The organism is Leifsonia sp. Root1293 (assembly GCF_001425325.1).
Taxonomy (GTDB): domain Bacteria; phylum Actinomycetota; class Actinomycetes; order Actinomycetales; family Microbacteriaceae; genus Orlajensenia.
On the sequence record NZ_LMEH01000001.1, the window covers coordinates 928,778 to 943,970 of the forward strand.

A 15,193-nucleotide genomic window follows, 5' to 3' on the forward strand; every position below is an offset into this window, starting at 1 on the left:
GACGGAAGCACGGCGTTTCGCCGGCAGGATCCGTCAGCCCGTGGTGGGAGGCGCCGTCTCGGCGAAGCCGTAGAAGAGGCGCTCGAACACCATGCGGGCACGCCGGGTGGCAGCCAGGTAGTCCTGCTCCAACTGGGCTGACGAGCCGGGTGGGTACGACAGGATTCTCGCGACGCCGTCGAGCTGGATGCGGTCGCTGGGCAGCACGTCGGCCGTCTTGTTGAGCCACAGGGTCATGGCGGACCTGGCACGGGACGCGAAGATCCAGGCCGCGCGCAGCGTCTCGGCGTCCGTCTCACCGATGAGGCCGGCCTCGGTGGCACGCGTCAACGCCTCGAGCGTCGACGGTGTGCGCAGCTCGGGGATGGCGTGGGCGTGCTGCAACTGGAGCAGTTGCACGAGCCACTCGACGTCGCTGAGGGAGCCGCGTCCGAGCTTGAGGTGTCGCGTGGGATCCGCGCCCTGCGGAAGGCGCTCGTTCTCCACTCGCGCCTTGATGCGCCTGACCTCGCGGATGTCGAGTTCGCTGAGTTCCGATGGATAGCGCACGGGAGCCGCCATCTCCTCGAAGTCACGACGCAGCGACTGGTCGCCGGCGATGGCGCGGGCGCGCAGCAGGGCCTGGGCCTCCCAGGTGAGCGACCAGCGGGCGTAGTAGGCGCGGTACGACTCGAGCGAGCGGGTGATCGGGCCGTTCTTGCCCTCGGGACGGAGGTCGACGTCGAGGTCGAGCGGAAGGATCGCCTCCTCGGTGAGGCGCTTCACCTCGGCCACGAGGTGCTGCGCGCGCCGCTGCGCCGCCTCTGGCTCCGCTGTCGTTGCCCGGTGCACATAGAGGACGTCGGCGTCGGATCCGAATCCGAGTTCTCGACCCCCGAAACGCCCCATCGCGATGATCGCGAATTCGATCCCGTCGTCTGCGGTGCCGCGGGCCGCGGCGAGCACACCGTCGATGTGATTGGCGGTGATGTCGGCCAGCGCCCAGCCGAGCTCCTCGACGGTGCAGGCGTCGAGGATGGAGGCGAACGCCACGCGCAGCACCTCGCGGCGTCGCATCGACCTGAGCACTCCGGCTGCGGTGTCGGCCGAATCGTGCCGGGCGAGGACTGCGGCCGTCTCCTCCCTCAACGACGCGAGACTGCGCGGGCGGAGCTCCTCGAGATCCTCCAGCCAGGCGACGGACTCGGGAATGCGGTCGAGGAGCTCGCCGACGAAGCGCGAGCTGGACAGCACTCTGGTGAGGCGCTGCGCCGCCCCCGAGGAGTCTCGCAGCATGCGCAGGTACCAGTAGGTGGAGCCCAGACTGTCGCTCAGGCGCCGGAACGCGAGCAGACCGTAGTCGGGGTCTGCCCCTTCGGAGAACCACTGCAGCATGACCGGCACGAGGTGTCGCTGGATGGTGGAACGTCGCGAGACCCCGGCTGTGAGCGCAGCGATGTGGGCGAGCGCGCCGTGGGGGTCGCGGAAGCCGATCGCCGCGAGACGGGCTTCGGCCTGAGCGCTCGTGAGCGCTCGGCCCTCAGCGGGCATCGCCGCAACAGCCGACAGCAGCGGTCGGTAGAAGAGGCGCTCGTGCAGACCACGGACGCGATGCTTGAGATCGGCCCACAGGGCGGTGAGCGCCTCGGCGCTGTTCGCCAGACCCGTGGCCCTGGCGATCGCGCGCCTCTCGTCGGGGTCACGCGGCATGAGGTGCGTGCGGGTGAGCTGCCGCAATTGGATGCGGTGCTCCATGAGGCGCAGCATCCTGTAGTCGCGGGCGAACTCGGCACTCTCGACGCGACCGATGTAGCCGTTCTCGGCGAGGGCCTCGAGTGCGGGAAGCGTTCCGGCGGCCCGCACCGACGGATCGTCCTGACCGTGCACGAGCTGCAGCAGTTGCACCGTGAACTCGATGTCGCGGAGGCCTCCGGGCCCGAGCTTGAGCTGCAGGTCGACCTCGTCGTCGGGGATGTTGTCGGTGACCCTCTGCCGCATGGCCTGGACCGAGGCGACGAAGCCCTCGCGGGACGCACTGGTCCAGACCTTGGGAGCTATCCCCGCGAGGTAGCGCTCGCCCAGGCCCTGGTCGCCGGCCAGGGGCCGGGCCTTCAGCAATGCCTGGAACTCCCAGTTCTTCGCCCAACGCTCGTAATAGGCCAGATGCGATTCGAGCGAGCGGACGAGGGCTCCGTCCTTGCCCTCAGGGCGCAGGTTCGGATCGACCTCCCACAGGCCCGGCTCGCTGCCCAGGCCGTCGATCCCGCGAATGGTGAGCATCGCTAGCCTGGTCGCGATGTCGACGGCCCTGCCCGTCTCGAGCTCGGATGTCTCCTCAGCGGCAGCAACGAAGATCACGTCGACGTCGCTCAGGTAGTTGAGCTCGGACGCCCCTGCCTTCCCCATCCCCATGACGGTGATGAGGGTGTTCTCGACCTCCGCGGCTGGGAAGGTACCCGGGGCGGCCGGGCCGTCGTCGGGACGGGAGACGGCGACACGCGCGACGGCCAGCGAGGCGTCGAGAGCCGCTGCCGCGAGGTCGGAGAGAGTGGACGCCACCGCGTCGAGGCCGGCGACAGGATCGGCCTGCTCGAGGTCGAAGGATGCGATGCGCGCGAGCCAACTGCGGTACCGGACGCGCAGTCGAGTCCAGGCGTCATCGTCGCCCGCCGGGTCGGCGACGGCGCCGGTGGTCGCGACCCTCACCAGGTCTTCCCGCAGTTCGGCGGCGCTCGGCAGGCTCGTGAGTCTGTCAGCGAAGGCGACGAGCTCATCCGGCTGACGCAGGAAGAACTCGCGGAAGCCCGTCGAGGCTCCGAGCAGCCCGACCAGGCGTCTGGCGGCATCCGGATTCTGCAGGACACCGCGCACGGCATCCGGAGCCTGGCGCGTGAGAGCCAGACCGCCGCCGAGGGCAGCGTCCGGTGCTGCCGCGCTGGCGAAGACCGGCAGCAGCTCCCGCGCGTCCACGCCTGTGGCTCGGCCGAGCTCCGCGAGATCCTCTGCCGCAGAACTCAGGTCGGAGAAGCCGACGCGGGCGAGCTCAGTGAGGGTGAAGCGCTGTTCCGGCATCCGTCAGCGGTCAGAGGATCTCGAGATTGGTGCGCAGTTCGTAGGGCGTGACCTGCGTGCGGTAGGCGGCCCACTCCTCGCGTTTGTTGCGCAGGACGTAGTTGAACACCTGCTCACCGAGAGTCTCGGCGACCAGCTCGGAGTCCTCCATGATCGACACCGCGTGGTCGAGGCTGGCCGGCAGGGCGTTGTAACCGAGCGCACGGCGCTCGGTGTCCGAGAGCCCCCACACGTTGTCCTCGGCCTCAGGAGGAAGCTCGTAGCCCTCCTCGATGCCCTTGAGTCCGGCGGCGAGGATGAGCGAGTACGCCAGGTACGGGTTCGCGGCCGAGTCGATCGCGCGGTACTCCACCCGGGCGCTCTGGCCCTTGTTGGGCTTGTAGAGGGGAACCCTGATGAGTGCCGACCGGTTGTTGTGACCCCAGCATACGAAGCTCGGAGCCTCTCCCCCACCCCAGAGGCGCTTGTACGAGTTGACGAACTGGTTGGTCACGGCTGTGATCTCGGGGGCGTGACGAAGAAGTCCGGCGATGAAGTGACGACCGGTCTTCGAGAGCTGGTACTGCGCGCCGGCCTCGTAGAAGGCGTTGGCATCGCCTTCGAACAGGGACATGTGCGTGTGCATCCCCGAGCCGGGCTTGTCGGAGAACGGCTTCGGCATGAAAGTCGCGTAGACGCCCTGCTCGATCGCCACCTCCTTGATGACAGTGCGGAAGGTCATCACGTTGTCTGCCGTGGTGAGCGCGTCCGCGTAGCGCAGGTCGATCTCGTTCTGGCCGGGGCCGGCCTCGTGGTGGCTGAACTCCACCGAGATGCCCAGGTCTTCGAGCATGCGCACCGACCGGCGGCGGAAGTCGTGGGCCGTTCCCCCGGGAACGTTGTCGAAGTAGCCTGCGCTGTCGACGGGCTCCGGCCCGTTCTCGCCGTACTTGGACGACTTCAGCAGGTAGAACTCGATCTCGGGGTGGGTGTAGAAGGTGAAGCCACGGTCGGCGGCCTTCGCGAGGGTGCGCTTGAGCACGTTGCGCGGGTCGGCGACTGCGGGAAGACCGTCGGGCGTGGTGATGTCGCAGAACATGCGCGCCGTGGGGTCGACGTCTCCGCGCCACGGCAGGATCTGGAACGTCGTCGGGTCGGGATGCGCCAGCAGATCCGACTCGAAGGTGCGAGTGAGGCCCTCGATCGCCGAGCCGTCGAATCCGAGACCCTCTGCGAACGCGCCCTCCACCTCAGCGGGAGCGATGGCGACCGACTTGAGGGTGCCGACCACGTCGGTGAACCACAAGCGGATGAACTTGACTCCTCGCTCCTCGATGGTGCGAAGAACGAAGTCGCGCTGCTTATCCATCCGTGCCCTTTCCTAGACGTCATCAGACTATCGAGCAACGGTGCGACTTGACGTCGTTAGACTCGATGACATGCCAGAGCAGCCCTCCGAGGAGACCAATCCCTACGGCGGCGGAGCGACCTCGGGTCCTCGGCGCGTCCGTACGAGGCACTTCCAGAACGCCAAGGCGAACGGCATCCCGATCACGGGATTGACCAGCTACGACCAGCTCACTGCTCGCATCTTCGATCAGGCCGGAATCGACTTCCTGCTCGTCGGCGACAGTGCGGGCAACAACGTGTTCGGCTACGACACCACGCTTCCCGTGACCGTCGACGAACTGATTCCGTTGACCCGTGCCGTGGCCCATGCGGCCAGCCGCGCCCTGGTCGTGGCCGACATGCCCTTCGGCTCCTACGAGACCGGTCCCGATGAGGCCCTGCACACTGCAGTGCGCTTCATGAAGGAGACGGGAGCCCACGCCGTCAAGCTCGAGGGCGGCGTGCGCAGCTACAAGCAGATCCGACGCATCGTCGGCGCCGGGATCCCCGTGATGGCCCACATCGGCTTCACCCCGCAGAGTGAGCACGGGCTGGGCGGACACATCATCCAGGGGCGAGGCAGCGGTGCCAAGCAGCTCCTCGAGGATGCTCACGCCGTCGAGGACGCCGGCGCCTTCGCCGTCGTTCTCGAGATGGTGCCGTCCGGAATCGCCGCGAAGGTCACCGAGCAGTTGACGATCCCGACCATCGGCGTCGGCGCCGGGCCCGACGTCGACGGCCAGCTCCTGGTCTGGACCGACTTCGCCGGAATGAGCGACGGCCGTGTGCCGAAGTTCGTCCGGCAGTACGCGGATGTGAGGTCGGTGCTCTTCGACGCCGTCACGCAGTACCGGGCCGACGTCGAATCCGGCGTGTACCCGGCGCCGGAGCACAGCTACGAGTGAGGCCATCCCGTTGGTCGAATAGCCCGCGAGCGAAGCGAGCAGGCGTATCGGGGCCAGCGGCAGCGGTGATCTCGATACGCGTCCGACTTCGTCGGTCGCTACTCGATCGGCGGTAGGGGTCCGACTTCGTCTACCGGGTCGCCCTAGCGGTTCTCGGCCGCGTCGTCTTCCGCCCACTTGGCGCTGTTCTCGCGCAGCTTCTCGAGGGCGTGCTCGGCCTCCGCGTGGGTGTCGAACGGACCGACTCGATCGGCCGATGCCGACTCGAAACCGTGCTCGACCGCGCCGGTCTTCATGTTGTACCAGTACTTGTGTTCGAGGTCTGAGGCCATAGTGCGATTCTACGACCGGGCGGCCCGATAGTCTGCTGTCATGGCAGCGCAGCACGCGATCGGGATCGACATCGGCGGCACCGGCATCAAGGGAGCAGTGGTCGACCTCTCGACCGGCGAACTCGTGACGGACCGCATCAAGCTCTCCACTCCCAAGGGAGGAGAGCCGGACGACATCGTCGCGACGGCATCCGAACTCCTCGCCAAGCTCGAGAAGCACGCGGACGGGCTGGCCGTCGGAGTGTGCTTCCCGGCGGTCGTCAAGAACGGGCGCACCATGTCGGCGGCGAACGTGTCGAAGAAGTGGATCGGACTCGAAGCCGAGAAGCTGTTCGAGAAGGAACTCGGCCGAGACATCCACTTCGTGAACGATGCGGATGCGGCGGGCTACGCCGAGGCACGCTTCGGCGCCGCCAAGGACGTCCCTGGTGTGGTGCTGCTCACGACACTGGGCACGGGAATCGGCAGCGCCCTCATCAACGACGGCGTGCTCGTCCCGAACACCGAGCTCGGACACCTCGAACTGAACGGCCACGACGCCGAGAGCAAGGCCGCCTACTCCGCCATGGAGCGCGAGGAGCTCGACTGGAAGCACTGGGCGAAGCGCCTGCAGAAGTACTACAGCCACCTCGAGATGCTCTTCACCCCCGACCTGTTCGTGGTCGGCGGCGGAGTCTCGAAGAACTACGAGGAGTTCTTCCCCTTCCTCGAGCTGAACACGAAGATCGTGCCTGCAGTGCACCGCAACAACGCGGGCATCCTGGGCGCTGCGGCCCTCGCGGTCGCTCTCGGTGTCGGAGCGGCAGCCACGACGAAGTGAGGAATGCGTGAGCGTTCGCTCGCTCACCGTGAGGAAGCCGTGAGGACCGGCATCCTGGCGCTCTGAGAAGAGTTCGATGAGAGTCGTGGCCATCGAGCCACTGCGCACGGCAACCCGTGGGCAACGAATTCATCGGAAGAGATCCTCGTGCTCGACATCGTCTTCATCGGGGGGATCGTCGCGCTCGTCGCCCTCGTGACCCTCATCGCTCGTGGGGTGGAACGGCTGTGATCGTCGTCGACATCCTGGCCGGGGGCCTTGCCCTGGCCGCCGTCGCCTACCTCGTGGTGGCCCTGCTTCGCCCGGAGCGCTTCTAGATGCCGCCGCTCCTGTCCCTCATCCTGCAGCTCGGCACCCTCGCCCTGCTCCTCGGCCTCTCCTATCGCCCTCTCGGCGACTACATGGCGTTCGTCTTCACATCGAAGAAGGACCTCGCCGTCGAACGCGGCCTGTACAGGCTCATCGGCGTCAAGAGCGACTCGGACCAGTCCTGGCCCAGCTACTTCCGCAGTGTCATCGCGTTCTCCGCCATCGGGATCGTGCTGGTGTACGCGGCGCAACGATTCCAGGAGTACCTTCCCTTCGCCCTCGGCCTGCCCGCTGTACCCGAGAACCTCTCGTTCAACACGGCCGTCTCCTTCGTCACGAACACGAACTGGCAGTCGTACTCGCCTGAGCTCACCCTCGGCTACACAGTGCAGGCGCTCGGCCTCGCGGTGCAGAACTTCGTCTCCGCAGCCGTCGGCATCGCCGTCGCAATCGCCCTGGTTCGCGGCTTCGCTCGTCGCTCGAGCCCGACCATCGGCAACTTCTGGGTCGATCTGTTCCGCGGAACCATCCGCATCCTGCTCCCCCTGGCTGCCGTCTTCGCCGTGGTGCTCATCATCGGCGGTGTCATCCAGAACTTCTCCGCCTCCGTGGATGCCTCGACGCTGACAGGCGGTTCGCAGTCCATACCCGGCGGCCCTGCAGCCTCACAGGAGGCCATCAAGCTGCTGGGAACGAACGGCGGAGGGTTCTTCAATGCCAACTCGGCCCACCCGTACGAGAACCCGACGGCGTGGACGAACCTGGTCGAGATCTTCCTGATGCTGCTCATCCCGTTCGCGCTCCCCCGCACCTTCGGAAGGATGGTCGGTGACAACCGTCAGGGCTATGCGATCCTCGCGACGATGGTGGCGTTCTTCATCGTCTCGGTCGGAGCCATGACCGCCTTCGAGCTGGCAGGGTCGGGTTCGGCGACGAGTCTGGCCGGAGCTTCCCTGGAGGGCAAGGAACAGCGTTTCGGCATCGTCGGATCGACGATCTTCGGGACGACGAGCACACTGACCTCCACCGGTGCCGTCAACTCGATGCACGACTCCTACACCCCTCTCGGCGGTGGGATGGCGATGATCAACATGATGCTCGGCGAGGTCGCGCCGGGTGGCGTCGGTGCCGGCCTCTACGGCATCCTCATCATCGCGATCATCGCCGTCTTCATCGCAGGGCTCATGGTCGGGCGCACGCCCGAGTACCTCGGCAAGAAGATCGGGACCCGCGAGGTGAAACTCGCGAGCCTGTACATCCTCGTGACCCCGACCCTGGTGCTCGTCGGCACCGCACTGAGCTTCGCCATCCCCGTGGTGCGCGACGATGTGGAGGGAACCTCGATCTGGAATCCCGGGCTGCACGGCCTCTCCGAGGTGCTCTACGCCTTCACCTCTGCCGCGAACAACAACGGCTCGGCGTTCGCCGGGCTGACGGCGAACACTCCTTGGTTCACCACGGCACTCGCCGTGGCGATGTTCCTCGGGCGCTTCCTGCCGATCCTGTTCGTGCTCGCGCTCGCAGGATCCCTCGCCGCCCAGGACAGGGTCCCCGTCACCTCGGGCACGCTCCCCACCCACAGACCGCTCTTCATCGGTCTCCTCTTCGGCACCGTGCTCATCGTGTCGGCACTCACCTACTTCCCCGTACTCGCGCTGGGTCCCCTGGCTGAAGGGCTGAACTGATCCATGTCCACCATCACTGATCCGACAGCGTCCCCGGCGACGTCTCCGCATCCGTCGCCAGCACCGACGTGTGCAGGAGCATTCTCACCGAGGCAACTGGTCACGGCCCTGCCCGGCGCCCTCCGCAAGCTCGACCCTCGATCGATGTGGCACAACCCCGTCATGTTCATCGTCGAGGTCGGTGCAGCTTTGACCACCGTCCTCGCCATCGTCGAACCCTTCATGCCCGAGTCCCGGCAATCCGGCGGCAGCGAGATGGCGCCGTCGTTCACCGTCGCGATCGCCATCTGGCTCTGGTTGACGGTGATCTTCGCCAACCTGGCCGAGTCCGTCGCCGAGGGCCGCGGCAAGGCGCAGGCGCAGAGCCTGCGTGCGACCAGGACCACGACCATCGCGCAGAGGGTCGTCGCCTACGACGCCCTGGCGGATGCCGGGGCCGAACGCGCGATCATCGAGGAAGCCGCATCCGCCGACCTGCATCTGGGCGACACCGTGGTGGTCGTCGCCGGCGAGCTGATCCCGGGCGACGGCGACATCGTCTGGGGCATCGCCTCGGTCGATGAGTCTGCGATCACGGGAGAGTCCGCCCCGGTGGTTCGCGAGTCCGGCGGAGACCGCAGCGCCGTGACCGGCGGAACGCGCGTGCTCTCCGACCGCATCGTGGTGCGCATCACCTCGAAGCCCGGCGAGACCTTCGTCGACCGCATGATCCGCCTGGTCGAGGGTGCCTCGAGGCAGAAGACGCCGAACGAGATCGCCCTGAACATCCTCCTGTCGACGCTCTCGATCGTCTTTCTCGTCGTCGTGCTGACCATCGGGCCGATCGCCGGGTATTCGGATGCCGCCCCCAGCGTTCCGGTGCTCGTCGCCCTGTTGGTCTGCCTCATCCCCACCACCATCGGCGCCCTGCTCTCGGCGATCGGGATCGCCGGCATGGACAGGCTCGTCCAGCACAATGTGCTGGCGATGTCGGGCAGCGCCGTGGAGGCCGCCGGCGACGTCACCACCCTTCTGCTCGACAAGACCGGGACCATCACCTACGGCAACAGGCAGGCGTCCGAGTTCGTGCCCCTCACCGGTGTCGGGCTCTCGGAGCTCGCCTCGGCAGCACGCGCATCGTCTCTCAGCGACCCGACGCCCGAGGGCAGGTCGGTCGTCGATCTCGCCGATGGGCAGGGCCACGCCTCGGATGCCGTCGCTTCCGGCGAGGTCGTGCCTTTCACCGCCCAGACCCGCATGAGCGGCGTCGACTACGCCGACGGGTCGATGGTGCGGAAGGGTGCGGCGGCCATGGCGCTCGACTGGGTGCGCAGCTCTGGACCGGTGCCGGCCGAGACGATCGACGAACTCGACCGGATCGTGACCCTGGTGTCCGAGGCGGGCGGCACGCCGCTCGTCGTCGCCACCCGCAGCGTCTCGGGCTCGGGGCGCGTGTTGGGTGTGATCCACCTGAAGGACGTCGTGAAGACCGGACTGGTCGAGCGATTCGCGGACCTGCGTCGGATGGGCATCCGCACCATCATGATCACGGGCGACAACCCGCTGACGGCCCGCGCCATCGCGGCGGAGGCAGGAGTCGACGACTACCTGGCCGAGGCGACGCCCGAGGACAAGATCGCGCTCATCCGCCGCGAGCAGGAGGGCGGCAACCTGGTCGCCATGACCGGTGACGGCACGAACGATGCGCCGGCGCTGGCTCAGGCCGACGTCGGGGTCGCCATGAACACCGGCACCTCCGCCGCGAAGGAGGCGGGCAACATGGTCGACCTCGACTCCGATCCCACCAAGCTCATCGACATCGTGCGCATCGGAAAGCAGTTGCTCATCACCCGGGGATCGCTCACCACCTTCTCGATCGCGAACGACGTGGCGAAGTACTTCGCCATCATCCCGGCGATGTTCGCCGGTGCCTTCCCGGGGCTGGCGGTGCTCAACATCATGCAACTGCACTCCGCAGGCTCCGCCATCCTCTCGGCCGTGATCTTCAACGCGCTCATCATCGTGATCCTCATCCCCCTCGCCCTGCGTGGCGTGCGATACCGAGCGGCATCCGCCTCGGGAATCCTCGGTCGCAATCTTCTGATCTACGGTCTCGGCGGCGTCATCGCCCCGTTCATCGGCATCAAGCTCATCGACATCGTCGTGAGCCTCCTCCCCGGCTTCTGATCTGCAAAGGAACTCACACATCATGTCTCCCCTCCGCGGGACCTCCCGCCAGTACTGGGTCGCTGTTCGCGCGATGCTCGTGCTCACACTCCTCCTCGGAGTTCTCTACCCGCTCGCCATCACCGCCGTCGGTCAGTTCGCGGCGCCGGCCCAGGCGAACGGCTCGCTCGTGCGGGTCGACGGCAAGGTCATCGGCTCGAGCCTGATCGGCCAGGGCTTCACGGATGCCGACGGCGATGCCCTGCCCGAATGGTTCCAGTCCCGGCCGTCGGCGGCAGGCGACGGCTGGGATGCCGCGGCCTCGAGCGGCAGCAACCTCGGACCGAACAGCGACGACCTCGCCACCGCCATCGGCGACCGGCAGGCCGCGATCTCGAAGGCCGACGGCGTGCCTGTCGATGCGATCCCCGCGGATGCCGTCACGGCATCCGGATCCGGGCTCGATCCGCACATCAGTCCTGATTTCGCCCGCCTGCAGGTGCAGCGCGTCGCCGAAGCCCGGGGACTGTCCGTCGCCGAGGTCTCAGAGCTGGTCGAGTCTAGAATTCAGGGACGCGACCTCGGCTATCTCGGCGAACCGACGGTGAACGTGCTCCAGTTGAACATCGCCCTGGCAGAGATGGATTCGGGTAACCAGTGACTCGCGGTCGGTTGAGGGTCCTCCTCGGTGCTGCTCCGGGCGTCGGCAAGACGTACGCGATGCTCGAGGAGGGTCATCGCCTCGTCGCAGCAGGCAAGGACGTGCTGGTCGCCGTCGTCGAGACCCACGGACGCGAGGCGACTGCCGCAGTTCTGGACGGACTCGAGGTGCAACCACGCGCCGCCGTCGAACACAGGGGCGTCAGCCTCGACGAGATGGACCTCGATGCCGTGCTGGTCCGCCGGCCCGAGTACGCCCTGGTCGACGAACTCGCTCATACCAACGCGCCGGGCTCCCGCAACGAGAAGCGCTGGCAGGATGTGCACGAGCTGCTCGACGCCGGCATCAACGTCTACTCCACGGTGAACATCCAGCACATCGCATCGCTCAACGATGTCGTGCAGCAGATCACGGGCGTCGTGCAGCGCGAGACGATTCCGGATGCCGTTCTGCGAGGTGCCGACCAGATCGAGGTCGTCGACCTCGCCCCCCAGGCGCTCAGGGACCGGCTCTCTGATGGCAAGGTCTATCCGGCCACCCGCATCGACGCCGCGCTGTCCAACTACTTCAGGCTCGGCAACCTGACAGCGCTGCGGGAACTCGCACTGCTATGGCTGGCCGACGAGGTCGACAGCTCTCTGAAGCGGTATCGGGCTGAGCAGGGCATCGACGCCAAATGGGAGGCACGCGAACGCGTGGTGGTCGCCTTGACCGGCGGCCCGGAGGGAGAGACCCTCCTCCGACGCGGCGCCCGCATCGCGGCCCGGGCGGCCGGCGGCGCCCTGCTGGCCGTGCACGTGATGAGCCAGGACGGACTGCGCGAGGCGAATCCAGGCTCACTGGCCAAGCAACGAGCGCTGGTCGAGCAGCTCGGCGGTTCCTACCACCAGGTCGTCGGTGACGACGTTCCGCGCACACTGGTCGATTTCGCCCGGGCGTCGGATGCCACTCAGCTGGTGATCGGCGTCAGCCGGCGCAGTCGTCTCGCGGCACTGCTGAGCGGGCAGGGCATCGGCCAGACCGTCATCCGCGAGTCGGGCGACATCGACGTGCACATCGTGTCGCACGCGCAGGCCGGCGGACGGTTCGCGCTTCCCCGGCTCACGGGCGGTCTCACCCGCCGGCGCCGTGTATGGGGGTTCGCGGTGGCGCTGGTGTTCGGACCTCTCCTGACTCTGTTGCTCTCCGCGAACCATTCGGATGCGTCGATGGCCAGCGATGTCCTGAGCTATCAGCTGCTCGTCGTCGTGGTCGCGCTGATCGGAGGATTCTGGCCCGCGATGTTCGCCGCCGTGCTCTCCGGTCTCAGCCTGGACTTCTTCCTCGTGGCACCGCTGCATCACATCACCATCAGCGATCCCCTGCACCTGCTCGCCCTCGCGCTCTTCATGGTGGTCGCAGCGCTCGTGAGCTATGTGGTCGACCAGTCCGCCAAGCTGAGTCTGCTCTCACGACGCCGCGCGAGCGAGGCCGAGCTTCTGGCGACGGTCGCGGGCAGCGTTCTGCGCGGCGACGATGCCCTGCAGGCCCTCGTCTCCCGCACGCGGGAAGCGTTCGGCCTCACTGCGGTGAGGCTGCTCGACGGTGACGCGGTGCTGTACGCGGACGGTGAGCCCGCGCGGCAGGCGCCTGCCACCGCAGCGAGCACGGCCGCCGACGGGGTGCTGCCCACGGTGCTGCCGGTCACCGACACGGTGGCGCTCGAGCTCGTCGGCCGCGACCTCGATGCAGCCGACCGCAGGCTCCTCGGGGTGATCATCGCCCAGATCGCCGCCGGCCTCGAGCACTCCCGCCTCGCCGCAACCGCCGAGGAGATCGGCCCGCTGGCCGCGGCCGACAGGGTGCGCACGGCGCTGCTCGCCGCAGTCGGCCACGATCTGCGTCGCCCGCTTGCATCGGCGACGGCCGCAGTGACGAGTCTGCGTTCTGCCGGCATCCGTCTCGACGACCATGATCGCGCTGCACTGCTCGACACCGCCGAGGTCTCCCTCCAGGCGCTCGCCGCGCTGGTCACGAACCTGCTCGACGTGAGTCGAGTGCAGGCCGGAGTGCTGGGCGTGACCCTCGCGGACGTCGACGTCGACGATGTGATCCCGCTCGTCCTCGACGAGCTGCAGCTGCCTCCGGGAGCAGTCGAGCTCGAGCTCGCCGACGACGTGCCCACCATGCGAGCGGATGCGGCACTCCTCCAACGCGCGATCGTCAACATCCTCGCCAATGCGCTGCGCTTCGCCCCGGAAGGCACCGTTCCCGTCATCACGGCCAGCACCTTCGGCGGCCGCGTGCAGGTGCGCGTGATCGACCACGGACCGGGCATCCCCCAGGACCGCCGTGACGACGCCTTCGTGGCCTTCCAACGGCTCGGCGACACCGACAATCTCTCGGGGATAGGGCTGGGACTCGCGATCGCCAAGGGTTTCGTCGAGGGCATGGGCGGGACCCTCGAGGCCGAGACCACCCCCGGCGGCGGGCTGACCATGGTGATCAGCCTGGCGGCATCCGGCAGCACAACTCTCGCCCACTCCGACCGGCACGCCCCTCCCTCGACGAAAGAAGCCTGAGTGAAGATCCTGCTTGCCGACGACGACCCCCAGATCCTGCGGGCGCTGGGCATCACGCTGACGGCGCACGGTTACGAGGTGGTGGTCGCGCACGACGGACGCCAGGCGATCAGCGAGGCCGCTGCACAGCATCCGGACCTCATCGTGCTCGATCTCGGCATGCCGCATCTCACGGGCATCGACGTGATCGCTGCTGTGCGCGGGTGGAGCGCAGTGCCGATCCTCGTCGTCTCGGGTCGCGCGGACTCCGCTGACAAGGTCGACGCCCTCGACGCCGGGGCTGACGACTACGTGACGAAGCCCTTCGCGATCGACGAACTGCTCGCCCGCATCCGCGCGCTCACACGTCGCACTCCGGCGCAGAGCGACGAGCCCGTCGTGCGGTTCGGCGACATCACGGTGGACCTCGCGGCGCACCAGGTTCTGCGGTCTACGGATGGAGCTGCTGAGCCCGCCATCGTTCGGCTCACTCCGACGGAGTGGAAGATGCTCGAAGTGCTCGTGCGCAGCCCGCGCCGGCTCGTCACGCGCACCTCTCTGCTCACGGAGGTGTGGGGGCCGCAGTACACGAACGACACCGGGTACCTGCGCCTCTACGTGTCGCAGCTGCGCAAGAAGCTCGAGCCCGACCCGGCGCATCCGCGCTACCTGCTGACGGAGTCGGGCATGGGCTATCGCTTCGTGCCGGACGACCAGCCGCTCGCCGAGTAGTGCCCCACCCGCTGATCGAGTAGTGCCCGACCACCGCATCCGCCGCTCGCCGAGTAGTGCCCGACCACCGCACCCCGCTGATCGAGTAGTGCCCGACCCGCGCACCCGCTGATCGAGTAGTGCCCGACGAAGTCGGACACGTATCGAGATCACCTTGTGAGCGCGGGTACGAGGCCACGTGGTCTCGATACGCGTCCTCGCTGCGCTCGGTCGCTACTCGACCAGCGGAGGGTAGGTGGACCTGCTGCGAACGAGCGAAGCGAGAGAGTGAGTGGGCCGGCTAGTACGCCGGGTTCTGTTCACCGGGCGCTTGCGCGACTCCGGCTGGACGACCATCTCTCTCGGGACTACGTTGCCGCAGCCCTCCAGCGGCCTACCCGGGAACGGGACGAGCAGCCCCATCGTTCCCTGTCTGACCTTGCTCCGGGCGAGGTTTACCGAGCCGACCGCGTCACCACGGCCGCTGGTGGGCTCTTACCCCACCGTTTCACCCTTACCCCGGGCCGAAGCCCGTGGCGGTCTGTTCTCTGTGGCACTGTCTCGCGGGTCACCCCGGGTGGGTGTTACCCACCGCCCTGCTCTGCGGAGCCCGGACGTTCCTCGGCATCCGCACTGCGGATGACGCGGTCGTCTTGCCGACCCACT

Annotated in this window: 11 protein-coding genes and 1 other RNA gene; 8 read left to right on the top strand and 4 right to left on the bottom strand. The window is 67.6% G+C overall.

Annotation, left to right across the window (positions count from 1 at the left end; all coding sequences use genetic code 11):
• Nucleotides 1-33: 33 nt before the first annotated feature.
• Both ASC59_RS04275 and ASC59_RS04280 read right to left on the bottom strand, forming a co-directional pair.
• Entirely contained in the window at nucleotides 34-3,051 is a 3,018-nt protein-coding gene (locus ASC59_RS04275) for a bifunctional [glutamine synthetase] adenylyltransferase/[glutamine synthetase]-adenylyl-L-tyrosine phosphorylase (RefSeq protein ID WP_055818660.1), read from the bottom strand.
• 10 nt (nucleotides 3,052-3,061) lie between these two features.
• Nucleotides 3,062-4,399: a glutamine synthetase family protein gene (locus ASC59_RS04280; protein WP_055818662.1), complete on the bottom strand. Its 1,338-nt coding sequence runs from the start codon at nucleotides 4,397-4,399 to the stop codon at nucleotides 3,062-3,064.
• Between the two features lie 70 nt (nucleotides 4,400-4,469).
• Between ASC59_RS04280 and panB the strand changes: the two genes are divergently transcribed.
• The gene (gene panB / locus ASC59_RS04285) at nucleotides 4,470-5,324 is read left to right on the top strand and encodes a 3-methyl-2-oxobutanoate hydroxymethyltransferase (RefSeq protein WP_055818664.1); all 855 of its coding nucleotides are present in this window, start codon (nucleotides 4,470-4,472) and stop codon (nucleotides 5,322-5,324) included.
• A gap of 143 nt (nucleotides 5,325-5,467) precedes the next feature.
• On the opposite strand, the gene ASC59_RS04290 is transcribed toward panB, so the two are convergent.
• Nucleotides 5,468-5,656, bottom strand: coding sequence for a hypothetical protein (locus ASC59_RS04290; protein ID WP_055818666.1), 189 nt, complete (start codon nucleotides 5,654-5,656; stop codon nucleotides 5,468-5,470).
• Between the two features lie 40 nt (nucleotides 5,657-5,696).
• Between ASC59_RS04290 and ppgK the strand changes: the two genes are divergently transcribed.
• The 7 genes from ppgK (at nucleotide 5,697) to ASC59_RS04325 (ending at nucleotide 14,548) form a co-directional block, all read left to right on the top strand.
• Nucleotides 5,697-6,476 (top strand): polyphosphate--glucose phosphotransferase, encoded by a 780-nt coding sequence (ppgK, locus tag ASC59_RS04295; RefSeq protein WP_055818668.1) that lies wholly within the window; start codon nucleotides 5,697-5,699, stop codon nucleotides 6,474-6,476.
• A gap of 227 nt (nucleotides 6,477-6,703) precedes the next feature.
• Nucleotides 6,704-6,793 carry a potassium-transporting ATPase subunit F gene (locus ASC59_RS17135; protein ID WP_055818670.1) on the top strand — a complete coding sequence of 30 codons (90 nt, stop codon included), beginning with the start codon at nucleotides 6,704-6,706 and terminating at the stop codon, nucleotides 6,791-6,793.
• Nucleotides 6,794-8,470, top strand: coding sequence for a potassium-transporting ATPase subunit KdpA (gene kdpA, locus ASC59_RS04305; protein ID WP_055818673.1), 1,677 nt, complete (start codon nucleotides 6,794-6,796; stop codon nucleotides 8,468-8,470).
• Between the two features lie 3 nt (nucleotides 8,471-8,473).
• Nucleotides 8,474-10,636: a potassium-transporting ATPase subunit KdpB gene (kdpB, locus tag ASC59_RS04310; RefSeq protein ID WP_055818675.1), complete on the top strand. Its 2,163-nt coding sequence runs from the start codon at nucleotides 8,474-8,476 to the stop codon at nucleotides 10,634-10,636.
• 22 nt (nucleotides 10,637-10,658) lie between these two features.
• On the top strand, nucleotides 10,659-11,276 hold the full coding sequence (kdpC, locus tag ASC59_RS04315; protein ID WP_055818676.1) for a potassium-transporting ATPase subunit KdpC: 618 nt from the start codon (nucleotides 10,659-10,661) through the stop codon (nucleotides 11,274-11,276).
• A complete protein-coding gene (locus ASC59_RS04320; protein ID WP_055818679.1) occupies nucleotides 11,273-13,837 on the top strand; it encodes an ATP-binding protein in 2,565 nt (854 codons plus the stop codon). Before kdpC ends, ASC59_RS04320 begins: the two co-directional genes overlap by 4 nt.
• Nucleotides 13,838-14,548 (top strand): response regulator, encoded by a 711-nt coding sequence (locus ASC59_RS04325; protein ID WP_055818682.1) that lies wholly within the window; start codon nucleotides 13,838-13,840, stop codon nucleotides 14,546-14,548. It abuts the gene before it with no gap.
• Between the two features lie 268 nt (nucleotides 14,549-14,816).
• Here the strand turns inward: ASC59_RS04325 and rnpB are convergent.
• Nucleotides 14,817-15,191: RNase P RNA component class A (gene rnpB / locus ASC59_RS11825), an RNA gene on the bottom strand.
• Nucleotides 15,192-15,193 lie beyond the last annotated feature (2 nt).

Excerpts from the sequence above, each read along its gene's own strand:
- ASC59_RS04290 (WP_055818666.1), bottom strand. The coding sequence starts at position 5,656 with ATGGCCTCAGACCTCGAACACAAGTACTGGTACAACATGAAGACCGGC.
- kdpC (WP_055818676.1), top strand. The coding sequence starts at position 10,659 with ATGTCTCCCCTCCGCGGGACCTCCCGCCAGTACTGGGTCGCTGTTCGC.
- ASC59_RS04280 (WP_055818662.1), bottom strand. The coding sequence starts at position 4,399 with ATGGATAAGCAGCGCGACTTCGTTCTTCGCACCATCGAGGAGCGAGGA.
- ASC59_RS04275 (WP_055818660.1), bottom strand. The coding sequence starts at position 3,051 with ATGCCGGAACAGCGCTTCACCCTCACTGAGCTCGCCCGCGTCGGCTTC.
- ppgK (WP_055818668.1), top strand. The coding sequence starts at position 5,697 with ATGGCAGCGCAGCACGCGATCGGGATCGACATCGGCGGCACCGGCATC.
- panB (WP_055818664.1), top strand. The coding sequence starts at position 4,470 with ATGCCAGAGCAGCCCTCCGAGGAGACCAATCCCTACGGCGGCGGAGCG.
- kdpA (WP_055818673.1), top strand. The coding sequence starts at position 6,794 with ATGCCGCCGCTCCTGTCCCTCATCCTGCAGCTCGGCACCCTCGCCCTG.
- kdpB (WP_055818675.1), top strand. The coding sequence starts at position 8,474 with ATGTCCACCATCACTGATCCGACAGCGTCCCCGGCGACGTCTCCGCAT.